The organism is Streptomyces sp. NPDC055962, assembly GCF_042270185.1.
Classification (GTDB): domain Bacteria; phylum Actinomycetota; class Actinomycetes; order Streptomycetales; family Streptomycetaceae; genus Streptomyces.
The window spans coordinates 518,708-535,714 of record NZ_JBHJYN010000001.1 but is presented as its reverse complement, the minus strand read 5'-3'; the positions used below and the strand labels follow the sequence as shown (position 1 = coordinate 535,714).

The following is a 17,007-nucleotide window of genomic DNA, read 5'->3' as shown; positions in this document are numbered from 1 at the left end:
CCAGATATTCGGCTATGAGCCATGTCACCGAGTCGATACCGACTCGTAAGAGGCCCGGTCCGTCCGGTAAGAAAGACCTTTACACCCCTCATCCGGGGCTCAGGGCGCGTGTGCGGCGCGCCCGCGCGTATGTGTCTCCCCTGCCGGAGCGGGCCAACCGCTCGGTGCCGGGAACGTACGCGGTGCCCGCCCACCCCTCCTCAACCAGGAGTGGCCACCCTCAACTGATGAAGACTTAAGGGGTCAACACAATGGCAGCGGAGATCGTCAATCCTCGCAGCGACAGCAAGACGCACGGCACGGCCGGGCCCATGGGCGCGGAAGAGCCCTTCGATCCGGCCTTCGCCCTCCACCGCGGCGGGAAGATGGCCGTGCAGGCCACCGTCCCGATCCGCGACAAGGACGACCTGTCCCTCGCGTACACGCCCGGCGTGGCGAAGGTGTGCAGCGCCATCGCCGAGAATCCCGAGCTCGTCCACGACTACACCTGGAAGTCGCAGGTCGTGGCCGTCGTCACGGACGGCACCGCCGTCCTCGGCCTGGGGGACATCGGTCCCGAGGCCTCCCTCCCGGTGATGGAGGGCAAGGCGATCCTCTTCAAGCAGTTCGGCGGGGTCGACGCGGTGCCGATCGCGCTCGCCACGACCGACGCGGACGAGATCGTCGACACCGTCGTCCGCCTCGCCCCCTCCTTCGGCGGGGTCAACCTCGAGGACATCTCGGCGCCGCGGTGCTTCGAGATCGAGCGCAAGCTCCAGGAACGTCTCGACATCCCGGTCTTCCACGACGACCAGCACGGCACCGCCGTGGTCACCCTCGCGGCGCTGCGCAACGCGGCGAAGCTGTCCGGCCGGACGCTCGGTGATCTGCGCGCCGTCATCTCCGGCGCCGGCGCCGCCGGTGTGGCCATCGCCAAGTTCCTGCTGGAGGCCGGCATCGGCGACGTCGCCGTCGCCGACCGCAAGGGCATCGTCAGCGGCGACCGCGACGACCTCACGGACGTCAAGCGCGAGCTGGCGGAGATCACCAACCGGGCCGGCATCACCGGCACGCTGGAGACGGCGCTGGCCGGCGCCGACGTCTTCATCGGAGTCTCCGGCGGTACGGTCCCCGAGCCGGCCGTGGCCTCGATGGCACCCGGCGCGTTCGTGTTCGCCATGGCCAACCCGAACCCCGAGGTCCACCCCGACATCGCGCACAAGTACGCGGCCGTCGTGGCGACCGGGCGGTCGGACTACCCCAACCAGATCAACAACGTGCTGGCGTTCCCCGGGATCTTCGCGGGCGCGCTGCAGGTGCGGGCCTCCCGGATCACCGAGGGCATGAAGATCGCCGCGGCGAACGCGCTGGCGGACGTCGTCGGGGACGAGCTGGCCGCGGACTACGTGATCCCGTCGCCGTTCGACGAGCGGGTCGCCCCCGCCGTCACCGCCGCGGTGGCCGCCGCCGCCCGTGCCGAGGGCGTCGCACGGCGCTGATCCCGTACGGCGCGGGGCGCTCCACCGCGGAACCGCTACAGGTCCGGGGGCCCCGCTCTCCTCGGGCGTGCGCTCCACCACGGCCCGTCGGCCACCGGACCCCGTCCGGTGGCCGACGGGCCGGTCCGCGTCAGGAGGCTCCCTCACCCGGCGGCGAGCTGGGGTGTGTGTCACACCCCCGAACGGTTACGTCACGGCGCGTCACGGCCTATCGTCATGGCCATGTTCGCCGCCTATGCAGCCCGCATCGACCGTGACCGCCCCCTCGACGGACTCGAACTGGGTGAACGCCCGGCTCCCGAGGTCCGGTCCGGATGGACCACCGTCCGGGTGAAGGCCGCCTCGCTCAACCATCACGACCTCTGGTCCCTGCGGGGCGTCGGCCTCGCCGAGGACAAGCTGCCCATGATCCTCGGCTGCGACGCCTCGGGTGTCGACCAGGACGGCAACGAGGTCGTCCTGCACTCCGTCATCGGCCAGACGGGACACGGCGTCGGACCGGACGAGCCGCGCTCCATCCTCACCGAGCGCCATCAGGGCACCTTCGCGGAGCTGGTCACGGTCCCCAGCTGGAATGTGCTGCCCAAGCCGAAGGAGCTCACCTTCGAGGAGGCCGCCTGTCTGCCGACCGCCTGGCTGACGGCCTACCGGATGCTGTTCACCAATGCCGGGGTACGACCCGGCGACTCCGTCCTCGTGCAGGGGGCCGGCGGCGGTGTGGCCACCGCAGCGATCGTCCTCGGCAAGGCCGCGGGGCTGCGGATGTTCGCCACCAGCCGTGACGAAGCCAAGCGCAAGCGGGCCGTGGACCTGGGCGCCGTCGAGGCCTACGAGCCGGGTGCGCGTCTGCCGCAGCGTGTCGACGCCGTGATCGAGACCGTCGGGGCCGCGACCTGGTCCCACTCGGTCAAGTCGCTGCGGCCCGGAGGCACCCTGGTCATTTCGGGTGCCACCAGCGGCGACCGTCCCTCGCACGCCGAGCTGACCCGGATCTTCTTCCTCGAGCTCAAGGTCGTCGGCTCGACGATGGGTTCCAAGGACGAGCTGGAGGACCTGTTGTCGTTCTGCGCGGCCACGGGTGTGCGGCCCGTCATCGATGCGACGCTGCCGCTCGACCGGGCGCGCGACGGCTTCGAGCGGCTCGCCGCCGGAGACCTGTTCGGGAAGATCGTTCTCACTCCCTGATGGGCGCACCGGGGGAACTGGCCGGGCCGGACGGCCTCACGCTGAGGCCCTGGCGGCCCGGCGACGCTCCGGTGGTCCTCCGCGCCTTCTCGCCCCTGGAGATGGCGCGGCAGGCGGGCCGGCCCGTCACGACCGCCACCGAGGCGCTGGAGTGGGTCGCCGAGCGGGAGGGTGAGCGGGCGGCCGGGACGGCGTACGCCTGGGCCGTTGTAGGCGACGGGGTGCCGCTCGGTCATGTGTCCGTGGCGGCGGTGAACCACGTCCATGGCATCGGCTGGGTCTCGTACTGGACGGCCGAAGGGGCGCGCAGGAAGGGCGTCGCCCTCGGGGGCGTGCGGGTACTGGCCCGCTGGGCCTTCGACGACCTGGGGCTCCACCGGCTGGAGCTCGGGCACCGGACGAACAATCCGGCGTCCTGCGCCGTGGCCGTGCGGGCCGGTTTCCGCCCGGAGGGCGTCGACCGGGAGAAGCTCCGCTACGGGGACGTCCGGTACGACGTGGAACGCCACGCACGCCTCGCGACCGATCATGTCAACGATGGTTGACAGATGTCGGATGTCAACGTAGGTTGACGTCATGACCGAAGCAACGGACCTCGCCGCCCGCGCCGGTGACCACGACCCGCGTGTCGGCCTGCGGGCCGTCGCCGCGCTGCGGCGGCTGCTCGAACAGCTCGAAGCCGTCCAGGTGAGAAGCGCCCGCGTCCAGGGATGGTCGTGGCAGGAGATCGCAGCCGAGCTCGGTGTCAGCAGGCAGGCCGTGCACAAGAAGTACGGGAGGCATTGATGTTCGAGCGATTCACCAAGGGTGCCCGGACCGTCGTGACCGGCGCGGTGACCTACGCGGAACGGGCCGGGGCGGACTCGGTCACGGAGGAGCACCTGCTGCTCTCCCTGCTGGACCAGGAGGGCAGCAGGGCCTCCTTCGCCGTCGCCTCCCTGGGGCTCACCGGCCGCCGCGCCTCCGTGGAAGCGGCGCTCGAAGAGGTACGCCGCCGGGGCGGGCTGACCGGCGCCGACGCCGAGGCACTCGCCGGGATCGGCATCGATGTCGGCGCGATCGTGGCCCGGATCGAGGGTGCCCATGGTGAAGGGGCTCTGGCCGGCGGCCGTGGGAACCGCCGGTGGCGGACCGGGCGCCGCCCCTTCACGAGCGGTGCCAAGAGCACCCTGGAGAAGTCCCTGCGCATCGCTCTCGGCCGCCGGGACCGCTTCATCGGTGAGGAGCACCTGCTGCTGGCCCTGACCGCCTGCCCCGGCGTCGTCGCCGACGTGCTCGCCGAACACGGTGCGACCTACGCCACGGTGGAGCGCGCGCTGTACGGCGACGAAGGCGGAGGCCAGGCCCGGGCGAGCTGACAGAGCCCCACCAGCCGGACCGCTCCTTCCCCCCCCCCCCGGTGATCCGGTTCGTGCCGCACGGCGGATCGCGCCGCACCGTCGGGTCGCGCCGCACCGTCGGGTCGTGCCGCACGGTTGGATCGCGCCGCACCGTTCGGAGGGGGTTCGGGCGGTCCGGCGCGTGCGGGGTCAGGAGGTGCCGGAGGTGCCCTTCGCCGCACCGGAGGTGCCACGCAGCAGCGAGTCGATGCGGGTGGCGGCCGCGGCCAGATGGCCGCGGGCCTCCGACAGCTGGGCCTCGCTGACGCCGCGGTCCCGGGCGGCATCACGGATGTCGTCTCGGAAGCGGTCCAGCAGCCGGTCCAGGTCGCGGGCCGGATCGTCGGTGCTCGCGGTGTCGGCCGCCCACTCGATGTCCGGCTCCCCGGGCGCGGGCCGACTGTACGAGGGCCAGGTGCCGGTCCTCGCGAAGCCGCCCAGCTGGCCGGTGATCTCGGCCAGTCCGTCCCGCACACCTGCGGGCCAGTCGCCCCGGGCGAAGTGCTCCTGGACCTGGCGCGCGGCGTTCTGCATCTGCTCCCGCGCCTTCTCGTGCGCCTCCTGGGCCTGGCGGCGGGCCTGTTCGGCGTCCTCGCGGGCCCTGCGGGACTCGTCCTTCGCCCTGCGGGCCTGCTCCTTCCACTCCTGCTTGGCCTTCCGCAGCTCCTCCTTCGCCGAGCGCCAGGCCTCCTTCTCCCCGAAGCCGGGGTCCCAGCCGCCCTTCCCGCCGGACGGGGTGTGGTGGGTCTCGGAGGCCGCGGCGCGCATCTCGCTGCGGAGCCGGCCCGCCGCGCCCCGTACGTCCTCGCGGATCTCGGCGGCGAGCTCGGACACGGACTCCCGGATCTCCAGCTCCAGATCGGCCAGTTCGCCGCCCCGGCCGGCCAGCTCGGCGCGCCCGGCGTCGGTGATGGAGTAGACCTTCCGGCCGCCCTCGGTGGCGTGGGTGACCAGGCCCTCCGCCTCGAGCTTGGCCAGCCGCGGATAGACCGTGCCGGCCGAGGGCGCGTACAACCCCTGGAAGCGCTCCTCCAGGAGGCGGATCACCTCGTACCCATGGCGGGGTGCCTCGTCCAGCAGCTTGAGGAGGTAGAGGCGGAGACGGCCGTGGGCGAATACGGGGGCCATGTCAGAGCACCTTTCCGGTCGGCTCGGCACCGTGGGTGTGGTCCTGGGCAGGGGGACGGCGCAAGAGGGCGATCGAACCCGAGACGGTGGTCGCCTTCAGCCTTCCTGTGCCTGCTCCCAGCGTTCCGGTGATCTTCTTCGCGCCCCACTGGCCGGCCACGCGCAGGTCCTCGAAGGCGTTGGAGACGGTGCCGGCGGCCGTGTTGGCCTCGACCCTCGCGTCCGCCGGGTGCGGCAGCCGGACGGCGATCCTGCCGGAGACCGAGGTCAGCCTGATGTCCGTCGGCTTCGGCGAGGTGTCGAGATCGAGCACCATGTGGCCGGAGACGGACTCCGCGCGGACCGAGGTGCCGGCGCCCTCGACGACCGTCAGATCGCCCGACACGGACTGGAAGTGGAGGTCGCCGGTGACGGACTGGGCCTCCAGGCCGCCGGACACGGTCTCGGCCCGGACGGCTCCGGAGACACTCACCAGGGTGCTGTCGCCGGAGACGCCCCTCAGCTCGGTGCGCCCCCGGACCCCCGAGACGACCGCCTCGGCGCCGACCGCCCCGACCTTCACCGCCGTGCCCGCGGGCACGGTGAGGGAGACCACGGCGCTGCGGCGCGGACGCCGCTGGTCGAGCCAGGTCAGGAACCCTTGCCACGGCAGGTCCTCGTAGGTGACGGTGAGGGTGCCCTCCCGCAGGGTCACGACCAGAGGCGGCCCGTCGATCGCGGACACCTCCAGCCGGGCGTCGGGTTCGTCCGTGCCGACGACATTGATCGCGCCGTCGACGACGCGTACGTCGAGTGCTGTCACCGGTTCGTCGAAGGTGAGCCTTCGGGGCTCGGCGACGGTCCACGTCGTCTCGGGCATGGATCTGACCTCCCGCTGGGTGGCGTGACGCAATATATCGCGTCCACTGAAGAACACGATATATCGTGGATCGCGGAAGTCAAGGGTGGCATCGGGAGGGGGTCGGCGGGGCGAGGGGTGAGCGCACAAAAGCGCTCATACATGTCCGAATTGCCCTAGCGTGTGGACCATGACCACGACATCCGTGGGCGCCCTGCTGCTGTGCCGGGCCGACCCCGAGACCGTACGGCCCGTGGCCCATCTGCTGCAGGAGCGCATGCTGCTCGTGCCCGCCGGCGACGGCTGGAGCGTGCTGGTCCCCGAGGGGAAGCCCTGGCGGAGGCACGTCCGGGAGGGCGGCGCGGGAACGGCAGCCGACGGCAACGCGGGAGCCGTGGGGAACGCGGTGGACGGGGGAGCCGAACCCGTCGACCGCGTCGTCGGCGGCTGGGCCACGGCGCTCGCGGTCGGCTCGACCTGGCCGGTGCTCGCGCTCTGGTGGGACGGCGACCGGTCCGGGTACACCCTCGCCTCGGGATTCCGCCGCCCCGTCGGCTACATCTGGCTGGCCGACGGCACCCCGGCCGCCGAGGAGGAGGCCATGCGGACGTCCGCCGTACGGCTCGGCCTCGACCCCGTCCTCGACGTCCAGGAGCTGGAGGCGCTGACCCGGGCCGATCCGTCGGCCGACGCCGACGCCCGGCTGCGTGGACTGCTCGCCGTGCTGACCCGCGCGGGTGTGGACCTGCCTGCCGGCCTCGCACCCGGTGAACCCGCGGACCGGCTGCGCTCGGTCGCGAAGGTGCTTCCGCGGGCGGAACTGATCGAGTGGGCCGGCTGGCGCGACGCCGTACGGGTGGAGCTCGACGCCGTCGAGAGCGGCAGCCTCGGCCCCTGGATGCTCGGCCCGAGGGCCCGCGCGGCGGCCGCGGTCCAGGTGGCCGCAGGGCTCCCGCTCACCCTGTGGGGAGCCCGCCGCCGCAGCGGCGGCTGGATCGCGGCCGGCCTGGTGCTCCTCGTGCAGGGGGTGCTGGGACTCGCGTACGACCACGTCAGGAGCGCGGCCGGCAAAAGCGCACGGAACAGCGGCTGACTACTCGTCCTCGTCCTCGTCGTCCAGGCGTGCCAGCCAGGTCGCGAGGCGCTCGACGGGGACCTCGAAGTCGGGGTTGAGGTCGACGAACGTACGCAGCTGCTCGGCGAGCCACTCGAAGGTGACCTCCTCCTCGCCGCGCCGCTTCTCCAGTTCCTCGATGCCACGGTCCGTGAAGTACATGGCACCAGGATAACGAGGCCGGAAAGCCGGAGGGCCCGGCCCCGCGAGCATCTCGCGGGGCCGGGCCCTCCGGTGACATACAGCCGCTGATCAGGCCTCGAAGACCTCGGCGACCAGCTGGGCCTGCTCGGCCTGGTGACGCTTGGCCGAGCCGACCGCCGGGGACGAGCCGTGCGGACGCGAGATGCGGCGCAGGCGCTCACCGTGCGGCACATCGGCGCCGACGGCCAGGTCCAGGTGGTCGATCAGGTTGAGCGCGATGAACGGCCACGCACCCTGGTTCGCCGGCTCCTCCTGGGCCCAGAGGTACTTCTCGGCGTTCGGGTACTTGGCGATCTCGGCCTGGATCTCCGCACCCGGCAGCGGGTACAGACGCTCCAGACGGATGATCGCCGTCTCCGTGTCGCCCCGCTTCTCGCGCTCGGCGTCCAGGTCGTAGTAGAGCTTGCCTGAGACGAAGACGACCTTGCGGACCGCTTCGGCCTTGACCGTCTCGTCGCCGATCACCGGGCGGAAGCCGCCGGTGGTGAACTCCTCGACCTTCGACGCCGCCGCCTTGAGGCGGAGCATCGACTTCGGGGTGAAGACGATCAGCGGCTTGTGGTGCGGGTTGTGCACCTGCCACCGCAGGAGGTGGAAGTAGTTCGACGGGAGGGTCGGCATCGCGACCGTCATGTTGTCCTGCGCGCACATCTGCAGGAAACGCTCCGGGCGGGCGGACGAGTGGTCCGGGCCCTGGCCCTCGTAGCCGTGCGGGAGGAGCAGGGTGACGCCGGACGTCTGGCCCCACTTCTGCTCGGCCGAGGAGATGAACTCGTCCACGACGGTCTGGGCGCCGTTGACGAAGTCGCCGAACTGGGCCTCCCAGATCACCAGGGACTCCGGGCGGGCCAGCGAGTAGCCGTACTCGAAGCCCATCGCCGCGTACTCGCTGAGGAGCGAGTCGTAGACGTTGTAACGGGCCTGGTCGTCGGAGAGGTAGAGCAGCGGGGTGTAGTCCTCGCCGGTCTTCTGGTCGACGAGGACCGCGTGGCGCTGGCCGAAGGTGCCGCGGCGGGTGTCCTGGCCGGCGAGCCGGACCGGGGTGCCCTCCATGAGCAGCGAGCCGATGGCCAGGGTCTCGCCCATGCCCCAGTCGATCGTGCCGTTCTCCACCGAGGCGGCGCGGCGCTGCATCTGGGGCATCAGACGCGGGTGCACCGTGATGCCGTCGGGGATGTTGACCTGGGACTCGGCGATCAGCTTCACGACCTCCGAGGAGACCGCGGTGCCCACCGAGACCGGGAACTCCGCCTGCACGTCCGGGACATGCGGCTGGGACGGCGCCGAGGTGGCCTCGCGGACCTCCGCGAAGACCTTCTCCAGCTGGCCCTGGAAGTCCTGGAGGGCTTGCTCGGCCTCTTCCAGCGTGATGTCACCGCGACCGATGAGGGACTCGGTGTAGAGCTTGCGCACCGAGCGCTTCTTGTCGATCAGCGTGTACATCTGCGGGTTGGTGAACTCCGGGTTGTCGCCCTCGTTGTGACCGCGGCGGCGGTAGCAGATGAGGTCGATGACGACGTCCTTGTTGAACGTCTGCCGGTACTCGAAGGCGAGCCGCGCGACGCGGACCACGGCCTCCGGGTCGTCGCCGTTGACGTGGATGATCGGCGCCTCGATCATGCGCGCCACGTCCGTGGCGTACATCGAGGAGCGCGAGGACTCCGGGGCGGCGGTGAAGCCGACCTGGTTGTTGATCACCACGTGCACGGTGCCGCCGGTGCGGTAGCCGCGCAGCTGCGACATGTTGAGCGTCTCGGCGACGACGCCCTGGCCTGCGAAGGCCGCGTCGCCGTGGAGCGCGACGGGCAGGACCGTGAAGTCCGTGCCGCCCTTGTTGATGATGTCCTGCTTGGCGCGGGCGATGCCCTCGAGGACCGGGTCGACGGCCTCCAGGTGCGAGGGGTTGGCGGCCAGCGAGACCTTGATCTGCTCGCCGTCCAGACCGGTGAAGGTGCCCTCGGCGCCCAGGTGGTACTTGACGTCGCCGGAGCCGTGCATCGACCGCGGGTCGAGGTTGCCCTCGAACTCCCGGAAGATCTGCGCGTAGGACTTGCCGACGATGTTCGCCAGGACGTTCAGCCGGCCGCGGTGGGCCATGCCGATGACGACCTCGTCCAGGCGGGCCTCGGCGGCGGAGTCGATGACCGCGTCGAGCAGCGGGATGACGGACTCGCCGCCCTCCAGCGAGAACCGCTTCTGGCCGACGTACTTGGTCTGCAGGAACGTCTCGAACGCCTCGGCGGCGTTGAGGCGGCGCAGGATCCGCAGCTGCTCCTCGCGCTCCGGAGCGGGGCGAGGACGCTCCACCCGGTCCTGGAGCCACTTGCGCTCCTTCGGCTCCTGGATGTGCATGAACTCGATGCCGGTGGTGCGGCAGTACGACTCACGCAGGACGCCGAGGATGTCGCGGAGCTTCATCATCGTCTTGCCGGCGAAACCGCCGACCGCGAAGTCGCGCTCCAGGTCCCACAGGGTGAGGCCGTGCTCGGTGATGTCCAGGTCGGGGTGCTTGCGCTGGCGGTACTCCAGCGGGTCGGTGTCGGCCATGACGTGGCCGCGGACCCGGTAGGAGTGGATCAGCTCGAAGACCCGTGCGGCCTTGGTGACGTCGTCGTCGTGCGAGGCGTCGATGTCCTTGAGCCAGCGGACCGGCTCGTAGGGGATGCGCAGCGCCTTGAAGATCTCGTCGTAGAACTCGTTCTCGCCGAGCAGGAGCTGGGCCAGGACGCGCAGGAACTCGCCGGACGCCGCACCCTGGATGACGCGGTGGTCGTACGTCGAGGTCAGGGTCATGACCTTGGAGATGCCGAGCTTGTTCAGGGTGTCCTGCGAGGTGCCCTGGAACTCCGCCGGGTAGTCCATCGCGCCGACGCCCATGATGAGGCCCTGTCCGGGCATCAGGCGGGGCACCGAGTGGACGGTGCCGATGCCGCCGGGGTTGGTCAGGGAGGCCGTGACACCGGAGAAGTCGTCCATGCCGAGCTTGCCGACGCGCGCACGGCGGACGATGTCCTCGTAGGCCTGCCAGAACTCGAAGAAGTTGAGCGTCTCGGCCTTCTTGATGGCCGCGACGACGAGCTGGCGGTCGCCGTTCGGCTTCACCAGGTCGATGGCCAGGCCGAGGTTGACGTGCTCGGGCTTGACGAGGGTCGGCTTGCCGTCCTTCACCGCGAACGAGTGGTTCATCGACGGCATGGCCTTGAGGGCCTGCACCATCGCGTACCCGATGAGGTGCGTGAAGGAGATCTTCCCGCCGCGGGCCCGCTTCAGGTGGTTGTTGATGACGATGCGGTTGTCGAAGAGCAGCTTCACCGGAACGGCGCGGACGGACGTGGCCGTCGGCAGCTCCAGGGAGGCGTTCATGTTCTTCGCGACGGCGGCCGACGGGCCGCGCAGGGTCACGTACTCGGGACCGGCCGGGGCCTCCGTGGAGGCGTCCGCCTTCGCGGCGGCCGGGGCTGCCTTCGCGGGCGCCGCCTCGGCGGGAGCGGCGGGGGCTTTCGCCGGGGCGGCCGGAGCCGCCGGGGCGGCGGCCGCGGCCTTGGCCGGGGCGGCGGGGGGCGCGGCCGGCGCCTGCGCCGGAGCGGTGTTGTTCACGGTGCTCGCAGCGGTGGCGGCCGGGGCCGGTGTCACCGCTCCCGCGGGTGCGGGTACGGGCTTGTCCGCCGTGCCGGACGTACCCGGCTTGTAGTCGGCGAAGAAGTCCCACCAGGCACGGTCGACCGAATTCGGATCCTGGAGGTACTGCTGGTAGATCTCGTCGACGAGCCACTCATTGGGGCCGAAAGCGGCGGCCGGGTTGGACCCGGAGCCTGCTTCTTGATCGGTCGAGATGCTCGAGTTACTGGGGGACTGAGACGACACGGCGGCAACCGCCCTCTTCCGCTTCACAAGGTGATGGACAGCGGAAATCAAGGCTACGCCTCCCTGGCCGTTACGTGCAGGCCGGGCCGGTCTTCGTCGTGCACATCACATCGGAAGCCGGGTTTCGGCGCATGAAATGGCGGGAAACAAGCAGGGTTCCACTGCCCTTCGGGTACGCGAGGCCGGTGCTACGGCCCCTTGGACCGTATCTCTTTCCCGGCCGAGAAGGAGAAACGGGGCCCTCCGCTTCGAACGCGGGGTCAACCGTGCGGCTGATGCGTACCCGGAAGGGTGACCTGGATGCGGCAGCCGCGGGCGGATTCGGCCACGCCGATGCGGCCGCCGTGCAGATCCACCGCCCAGCGGGCGATGGCGAGCCCGAGGCCCGTACCGCCGTCGCTGCCGGGGCCGTGCGGGGAGGGAGCCTGACCGCGGTTGAAGCGCTCGAAGACCCGGTGGCGCTCCGCCTCCGGGATGCCGGGCCCCTCGTCGACGACCTCCAGCTCCAGCGACTCGGGATACTCCCCGCGCCGCGCCAGCACCGTGACCCGGCCGTGCGGAGGGCTGTGCTTCACGGCGTTGTCGATGAGGTTGGCCACCACCTGGTGCAGGCGCTCCGCGTCCGCGTGCGCCGTCAGCTCGGGCGGCGACACGTCGAGATGGAGATGGACGTCCGTGCGGGAGTGGTTGCCCGAACCGGAGGAGAGGCGGCGCTGGGAGGCGGCGAGGTTCGCCTCCTTCAGCACCCCCGACAGGTACGGCCACACCTCGAAGCGGCGTGCCTTGATGGCCACCACCCCGTTGTCCAGCCGCGAGAGGTCGAGCAGGGTCTCCACCAGCCGGCCGAGGCGCTCGGTCTGCTTGAGGGCCGTGCGCATCGTCTCGGGGTCCGCGGCGGACACCCCGTCGACCACGTTCTCCAGCACGGCTCTGAGCGCCGCGATGGGGGTGCGCAGCTCATGGGAGACATTGGCCACCAGCTCCTTGCGGTGCCGGTCCTCCGCCTCCAGGTCGTCCGCCATGCGGTTGATCGTCTGGGCCAGATCGCCCAGCTCGTCGCGGCGTCCGGCGCCGCTCACCCGTCTCGTGTAGTCGCCGTGCGAGATCGACCGCGCCACGGCGCGCATCTCGTCCAGCGGTGCGGTCAGGCCGTGCGCCACGAACTGGGTGATCAGCAGGGTGGCGATCACCGAGAAGACCGTGATGAACCGGAATTCGGTCCTGGTCCGCAGGGCGACGATCAGCAGTCCCGTCGTGATGAACACGGAGACCACCACGAGCGTGCCCAGCTTGGCCTTGATCGAGAACGGCCGCAGTCCTGAGCCGGGCCGCGTCATGGCGCGGGTGTCTCCAGGGCGTAGCCGACGCCGTGCACGGTACGGATCCGTTCGGCGCCGATCTTCCGGCGCAGCGCCTTGATGTGGCTGTCGACCGTGCGGGTGCCGGAGGCGTCGGCCCAGTCCCAGACCTCGGCCAGCAGCTGTTCCCGGGACAGCACCGCACGCGGTGTGTTGGCCAGGCAGACCAGCAGGTCGAACTCGGTCGGAGTGAGGTGGACGTCGTCGGCGCGCACCCGGACGCGGCGCTGCGCGTGGTCGATCTCCAGCTCGCCGAGGCGGAGGATGCCGCTGCGCGGCGTCACCGCGGCCAGCGCGGCCCGCTCGACCCGGCGCAGCAGGACGTGGACCCGCGCCGCCAGCTCCCGCATGGAGAACGGCTTGGTCATGTAGTCGTCGGCCCCGACACCGAGCCCGACGAGCATGTCGGTCTCGTCGTCGCGTGCGGTGAGCATCAGCACCGGTACGGGGCGCTGTGCCTGCACGCGGCGGCAGACCTCCAGGCCGTCGAAGCCCGGAAGCATGATGTCGAGAACCATCAGGTCGGGCTGCCAGGCCTCGGCCGCGTCCACGGCCGCCGGCCCGTCCAGTGCGGTCTGCACCAGGAAGCCCTCGGCCCGCAGCCGGGCGGAGATGGCGTCGACGATTGTCGGGTCGTCCTCGACCACCAGCACCCGGCGCTGAGCCCCGGGGGTGGCCGCGACGCCGTTGTGGGTGGTGTGTGTCTGTTCCATCGCCCCGCCCCTGCCCGTTCTCGCGGAGGCCATTCCCCCGGAGGCACGGTTGTCGCTTGTGGATTTCGTCGGTGATCCCTTGTGCCGGTCAGCAGCGTAAAGGCAGAGGACGCCTCCCGGCTACGCAGGGTGTTGTCCGTCGTGAAGGTGTTACCCGCGGAAAGCAGACGGATCGGCGGAGTTGTGGTGCCCGGCCCGTGGCAGGAACGGGATGCGGATACCGGGTGGGGGTTCAGTCGCCGCGGAGTGCGAGATGGACCACGTCCGGAACACCTCGGGCAACCGCTACTTCTTCGGTCCTTACTGCGTGGAATCCGGCATTCCGCAAAGCTTCGCCGAACTCCGGGGAGGGCTGCGCGGACCAGACCGCGAGGACTCCGCCGGGCGTCAGGCGCTCCCGGCAGGCCGCGAGACCGGTGGGCGAATAGAGGCCTCCGTTGTCCTCGGTGACGGTCCAGTCGGGGCCGTTGTCGATGTCCAGGCACAGTGCGTCGTAACGCTCCGTGGTCGTGTGGAGGTGGGTCACGAGGTCCGCGCGGAGGATCTCGGTGCGCGGATCGGCCAGCGCCGCTCCGGAGATCCGGCCGAGCGGTCCGTCGAGGTGCCAGTCCACGACGGCCTGCTCCCGCTCGACGACCGAGATGCGGCCCCAGCGCGGCTCGTCGGCCGCGCGCACGAGGGAGAACCCGACGCCGAGCCCGCCGATCAGCACCGACGGGTCAGGCCGTCCGGCGGGCAGGGCGGCGAGTGCCGCGTCGACGAGGAGCCGCTCGGAGCGCCCGTCGGAGGTGTCCATCAGGAAGCACCCGTTGGCGATGATCTCGAAGTCGTCGCCGCGCTCACGCAGGACTACTTCGCCGAACGGGCCTTCGCGCCGGTCGAGGACGACGGGGCTGTGGGCGTCTGTGGCGGGCATGGCGCGGTCTCCGGTCTCCGGCAGGGGGTGGGGCTTCCTCCGGCGGCCCATCCTTCCTCGGCCCCGCCGCTCCGGGCCACCCGTTTCCCGGAGTGTCACCCGGCGGGGAGTCCTGTGCGCACCGGCGTACGGTGCGCACCGCGGCGCGCACGGAGGCACCGGGAATGACCGCGTCCGGCGGGGCGCTGCGGTAGGAGCGGGTGGCTGCGGCAGGCCCCTGGGGCGGCCGTGGACCGGGGCAGGCAGGGCCGGTGGGGTGAGCGATCGCTGAGAGCGAACACCGTCCGGGGAACATGTGGAGGCTCACAAGCATTGAGTCCACATAGCTCAACTTGCCTGCCGAAGGGGAGATCATGACTGCAGAGTCCAACGCGTCCAAGGCGTCCACGCCGATCGACCTGCCCGTGCTGCCGCTGGACGACGAGGTCGTGCTGCCCGGAATGGTGGTGCCGCTCGACCTGTCGGACGCGGAGGTGCGCGCAGCCGTGGAGGCCGCGCAGGCCGTCGCGCGGCCCGGGGACGGCAAGCCCGAGGTGCTGCTCGTGCCGCGCATCGACGGGAACTACACGGGGACCGGCGTGCTGGGCACCGTCGAACAGGTCGGACGCCTGTCGGACGGCGATCCGGGCGCCTTGATCCGGGCGCGTGACCGGGTCCGGATCGGCGCAGGGACCAGCGGTCCCGGCAACGCCCTCTGGGTGGAGGGCACCCGGATCGAGGTGGCGCTCCCCGACCCCCTGCCGGGCTCGGCCGCCGAGCTCGCCAAGGAGTACAAGGCCCTCGCGACCAGCTGGCTGAAGAAGCGCGGTGCCTGGCAGGTCGTCGACCGGGTCCAGCAGATCGAGGACCTCTCCGCCCTCGCCGACAATTCCGGTTACTCGCCCTTCCTCACCACGGCCCAGAAGGTCCAGCTGCTGGAGACCGCGGACGCGGTCGCCCGTCTGAAGCTGGCCGTCCAGTGGCTCGGCGAGCACCTCGCCGAACAGGACGTCGCCGAGTCCATCGCCAAGGACGTCCAGGAGGGTGTCGACAAGCAGCAGCGCGAGTTCCTGCTGCGGCGCCAGCTCGACGCCGTGCGCAAGGAGCTCTCCGAGCTCAACGGCGATCCGGAGGACGAGTCCGGCGACTACCGGGCGCGCGTCGAGGCGGCGGACCTCCCCGAACACGTCCGCGAGGCGGCTCTCAAGGAGGTCGAGAAGCTGGAGCGCTCCTCCGACCAGAGCCCCGAGGGGTCCTGGATCCGGACCTGGCTGGACACCGTCCTGGAGCTCCCCTGGACCGAGCGGACCGAGGACGCCTACGACATCCGCGGCGCCCAGGAGGTCCTCGACGCCGAACACGCGGGTCTGCAGGACGTGAAGGAGCGCATCACCGAGTACCTCGCGGTGCGCAAGCGCCGTGCGGACCGCGGTCTCGGCGTGGTCGGCGGCCGGCGCGGCGGCGCGGTGCTGGCCCTGGTCGGCCCGCCCGGCGTGGGCAAGACCTCCCTCGGGGAGAGCGTCGCGCACGCCATGGGGCGCACGTTCGTCCGGGTCGCGCTCGGCGGGGTCCGGGACGAGGCCGAGATCCGGGGCCACCGGCGTACGTACGTCGGCGCGCTCCCGGGGCGCATCGTCCGGGCGATCAAGGAGGCCGGTTCGATGAACCCGGTCGTCCTCCTCGACGAGATCGACAAGGTCGGCTCGGACTTCCGCGGCGACCCCGCGGCAGCGCTGCTCGAAGTGCTCGACCCGGCGCAGAACCACACCTTCCGGGATCACTACCTGGAGGTCGAACTCGACCTCAGCGACGTCGTGTTCCTGGCCACGGCCAACGTCCTCGAATCCATCCCGGAGGCCCTGCTCGACCGCATGGAGCTGGTCACCCTGGACGGGTACACCGAGGACGAGAAGGTCGTCATCGCCCGGGACCACCTGCTCCCGCGCCAGCTGGAGCGGGCGGGTCTGGAGAAGGACGAGGTGGGACTCGACGAGTCCGCGCTGCGCAAGCTGGCGGGCGAGTACACCCGGGAGGCCGGGGTGCGGAACCTGGAGCGGGCCGTCGCACGGCTGCTCCGCAAGGTCGCGGCCCAGCACGAACTGGGTGAGCGCGAGCTCCCGGCCACGGTGTCCGAGCAGGACCTGCGGGCGCTGATCGGGCGGCCGCACCACGTGCCCGAGTCCGCGCAGGACCCGGCCGAGCGCCGGACCGCGGTGCCCGGTGTGGCCACCGGGCTCGCGGTGACGGGAGCCGGCGGCGACGTGCTGTTCGTCGAGGCGTCGCTGGCCGATCCGGAGACCGGCGCCTCGGGGCTGACCCTGACCGGTCAGCTGGGCGACGTCATGAAGGAGTCCGCGCAGATCGCGCTGAGCTTCCTGCGCTCGCACGGCGCTGAGCTGGAGCTTCCGGTCGCGGACCTCAAGGACCGGGGCGTGCACATCCACTTCCCCGCGGGCGCGGTCCCCAAGGACGGCCCGAGCGCCGGCATCACCCTGACGACCGCGCTGGCCTCGCTGCTCTCCGGACGGCTGGTCCGTACGGACGTGGCCATGACCGGCGAGGTCTCGCTGACCGGCCGGGTGCTGCCGATCGGTGGCCTGAAGCAGAAGCTGCTGGCCGCCCACCGCGCGGGCATCACCACCGTGGTGATCCCCCAGCGCAACGAGGCCGACCTGGACGACGTCCCGGCCGAGGTCCTCGACACGCTGGAGGTCCACCCGGTGACCGATGTGCGCCAGGTGCTGGAGATCGCGCTCGCCCCGGCCTCGACCGAGGTGAGGGACAGGCTCCCGGCCGCCGCGTAGGCGTCACGCAGTGACGGGCGCGGCACCACGCCGACGGCCGGTACGGA

The 17,007-nt window shown here is 71.3% G+C and carries 14 protein-coding genes; 7 read left to right on the top strand and 7 right to left on the bottom strand.

The features are described 5' to 3' along the window. Positions 1 to 251: 251 nt before the first annotated feature. The 5 genes from ACFC51_RS02335 (at position 252) to ACFC51_RS02315 (ending at position 4,021) form a co-directional block, all read left to right on the top strand. Positions 252 to 1,478: an NADP-dependent malic enzyme gene (locus tag ACFC51_RS02335; protein WP_376381015.1), complete on the top strand. Its 1,227-nt coding sequence runs from the start codon at positions 252 to 254 to the stop codon at positions 1,476 to 1,478. A 222-nt stretch (positions 1,479 to 1,700) separates the two neighbouring features. Next, on the top strand, positions 1,701 to 2,663 hold the full coding sequence (locus tag ACFC51_RS02330; RefSeq protein WP_376379016.1) for a zinc-binding dehydrogenase: 963 nt from the start codon (positions 1,701 to 1,703) through the stop codon (positions 2,661 to 2,663). Then, a complete protein-coding gene (locus tag ACFC51_RS02325; protein WP_376526605.1) occupies positions 2,663 to 3,208 on the top strand; it encodes a GNAT family N-acetyltransferase in 546 nt (181 codons plus the stop codon). The genes ACFC51_RS02330 and ACFC51_RS02325 overlap by 1 nt, the downstream gene beginning before the upstream one ends. Positions 3,209 to 3,239: 31 nt before the next feature. Then, entirely contained in the window at positions 3,240 to 3,449 is a 210-nt protein-coding gene (locus ACFC51_RS02320) for a sigma factor-like helix-turn-helix DNA-binding protein (protein WP_033298277.1), read from the top strand. After that, positions 3,449 to 4,021, top strand: coding sequence for a Clp protease N-terminal domain-containing protein (locus tag ACFC51_RS02315; protein WP_376526602.1), 573 nt, complete (start codon positions 3,449 to 3,451; stop codon positions 4,019 to 4,021). The genes ACFC51_RS02320 and ACFC51_RS02315 overlap by 1 nt, the downstream gene beginning before the upstream one ends. A gap of 171 nt (positions 4,022 to 4,192) precedes the next feature. On the opposite strand, the gene ACFC51_RS02310 is transcribed toward ACFC51_RS02315, so the two are convergent. Next, positions 4,193 to 5,170: a helix-turn-helix transcriptional regulator gene (locus tag ACFC51_RS02310; RefSeq protein WP_376526599.1), complete on the bottom strand. Its 978-nt coding sequence runs from the start codon at positions 5,168 to 5,170 to the stop codon at positions 4,193 to 4,195. Position 5,171: 1 nt separating this feature from the next. After that, positions 5,172 to 6,029 carry a DUF4097 domain-containing protein gene (locus ACFC51_RS02305; RefSeq protein WP_376526596.1) on the bottom strand — a complete coding sequence of 286 codons (858 nt, stop codon included), beginning with the start codon at positions 6,027 to 6,029 and terminating at the stop codon, positions 5,172 to 5,174. Positions 6,030 to 6,198: 169 nt separating this feature from the next. Here ACFC51_RS02305 and ACFC51_RS02300 point away from each other — a divergent pair, with 169 nt between their 5' ends. Further along, a complete protein-coding gene (locus tag ACFC51_RS02300; RefSeq protein ID WP_376379001.1) occupies positions 6,199 to 7,101 on the top strand; it encodes a hypothetical protein in 903 nt (300 codons plus the stop codon). Here ACFC51_RS02300 and ACFC51_RS02295 read toward each other — a convergent pair whose 3' ends face one another. The 5 genes from ACFC51_RS02295 to ACFC51_RS02275 all read right to left on the bottom strand — a co-directional run bounded on the left by ACFC51_RS02295 (position 7,102) and on the right by ACFC51_RS02275 (position 14,177). Then, positions 7,102 to 7,284 (bottom strand): DUF6104 family protein, encoded by a 183-nt coding sequence (locus tag ACFC51_RS02295; RefSeq protein WP_003961784.1) that lies wholly within the window; start codon positions 7,282 to 7,284, stop codon positions 7,102 to 7,104. It lies immediately after the preceding gene. Positions 7,285 to 7,374: 90 nt separating this feature from the next. Then, on the bottom strand, positions 7,375 to 11,190 hold the full coding sequence (locus tag ACFC51_RS02290; protein ID WP_376526594.1) for a multifunctional oxoglutarate decarboxylase/oxoglutarate dehydrogenase thiamine pyrophosphate-binding subunit/dihydrolipoyllysine-residue succinyltransferase subunit: 3,816 nt from the start codon (positions 11,188 to 11,190) through the stop codon (positions 7,375 to 7,377). Positions 11,191 to 11,450: 260 nt separating this feature from the next. Continuing rightward, on the bottom strand, positions 11,451 to 12,527 hold the full coding sequence (locus tag ACFC51_RS02285; RefSeq protein ID WP_376378997.1) for an ATP-binding protein: 1,077 nt from the start codon (positions 12,525 to 12,527) through the stop codon (positions 11,451 to 11,453). Then, a complete protein-coding gene (locus tag ACFC51_RS02280) occupies positions 12,524 to 13,261 on the bottom strand; it encodes a response regulator transcription factor (RefSeq protein WP_056794186.1) in 738 nt (245 codons plus the stop codon). The genes ACFC51_RS02285 and ACFC51_RS02280 overlap by 4 nt, the downstream gene beginning before the upstream one ends. A 232-nt stretch (positions 13,262 to 13,493) precedes the next feature. Beyond that, the gene (locus tag ACFC51_RS02275; RefSeq protein ID WP_376378994.1) at positions 13,494 to 14,177 is read right to left on the bottom strand and encodes a spermidine synthase; all 684 of its coding nucleotides are present in this window, start codon (positions 14,175 to 14,177) and stop codon (positions 13,494 to 13,496) included. Between the two features lie 353 nt (positions 14,178 to 14,530). Here ACFC51_RS02275 and lon point away from each other — a divergent pair, with 353 nt between their 5' ends. Next, positions 14,531 to 16,960 carry an endopeptidase La gene (lon, locus tag ACFC51_RS02270; protein ID WP_376378991.1) on the top strand — a complete coding sequence of 810 codons (2,430 nt, stop codon included), beginning with the start codon at positions 14,531 to 14,533 and terminating at the stop codon, positions 16,958 to 16,960. The last annotated feature ends 47 nt before the right edge of the window (positions 16,961 to 17,007 follow it).